At 47.9% G+C, this 292-nt stretch carries 1 pseudogene; it reads right to left on the reverse strand.

What is annotated here, in order from left to right:
* Positions 1-292 (reverse strand): annotated as a pseudogene (locus ACXAFR_RS27630) (hypothetical protein); the annotation flags it as partial.

The raw sequence follows: 292 nt of genomic DNA on the forward strand, positions 1-292 counted from the left end.
ACATGGATGTGGGAAATGCAGGTTTTGCAGGAGCAAAAACCTGTCAGGGGCGGCTGTCTTTAGGAATTGGTCAATCTTAGCGAAGTGCTTATCCAGTGTTGATAAAGATTTTTCGAGTTGATCTTTGCGCTCCCGCTCGCCCTTGCGACGACGATCCAGCTTCTGATGTTCCTTCATACACGCTTTGATTTGTTGTTGAATCTTGTCCCGCTTGCGCGTCAATTCTTCCAAGGTCCCGGAATGCTCCTTCGCGGCATTTGAACTCATCTTACATCCATCGATAGCTATGAGC

The organism is Pseudomaricurvus sp. ABR4_320 (genome assembly GCF_056159445.1).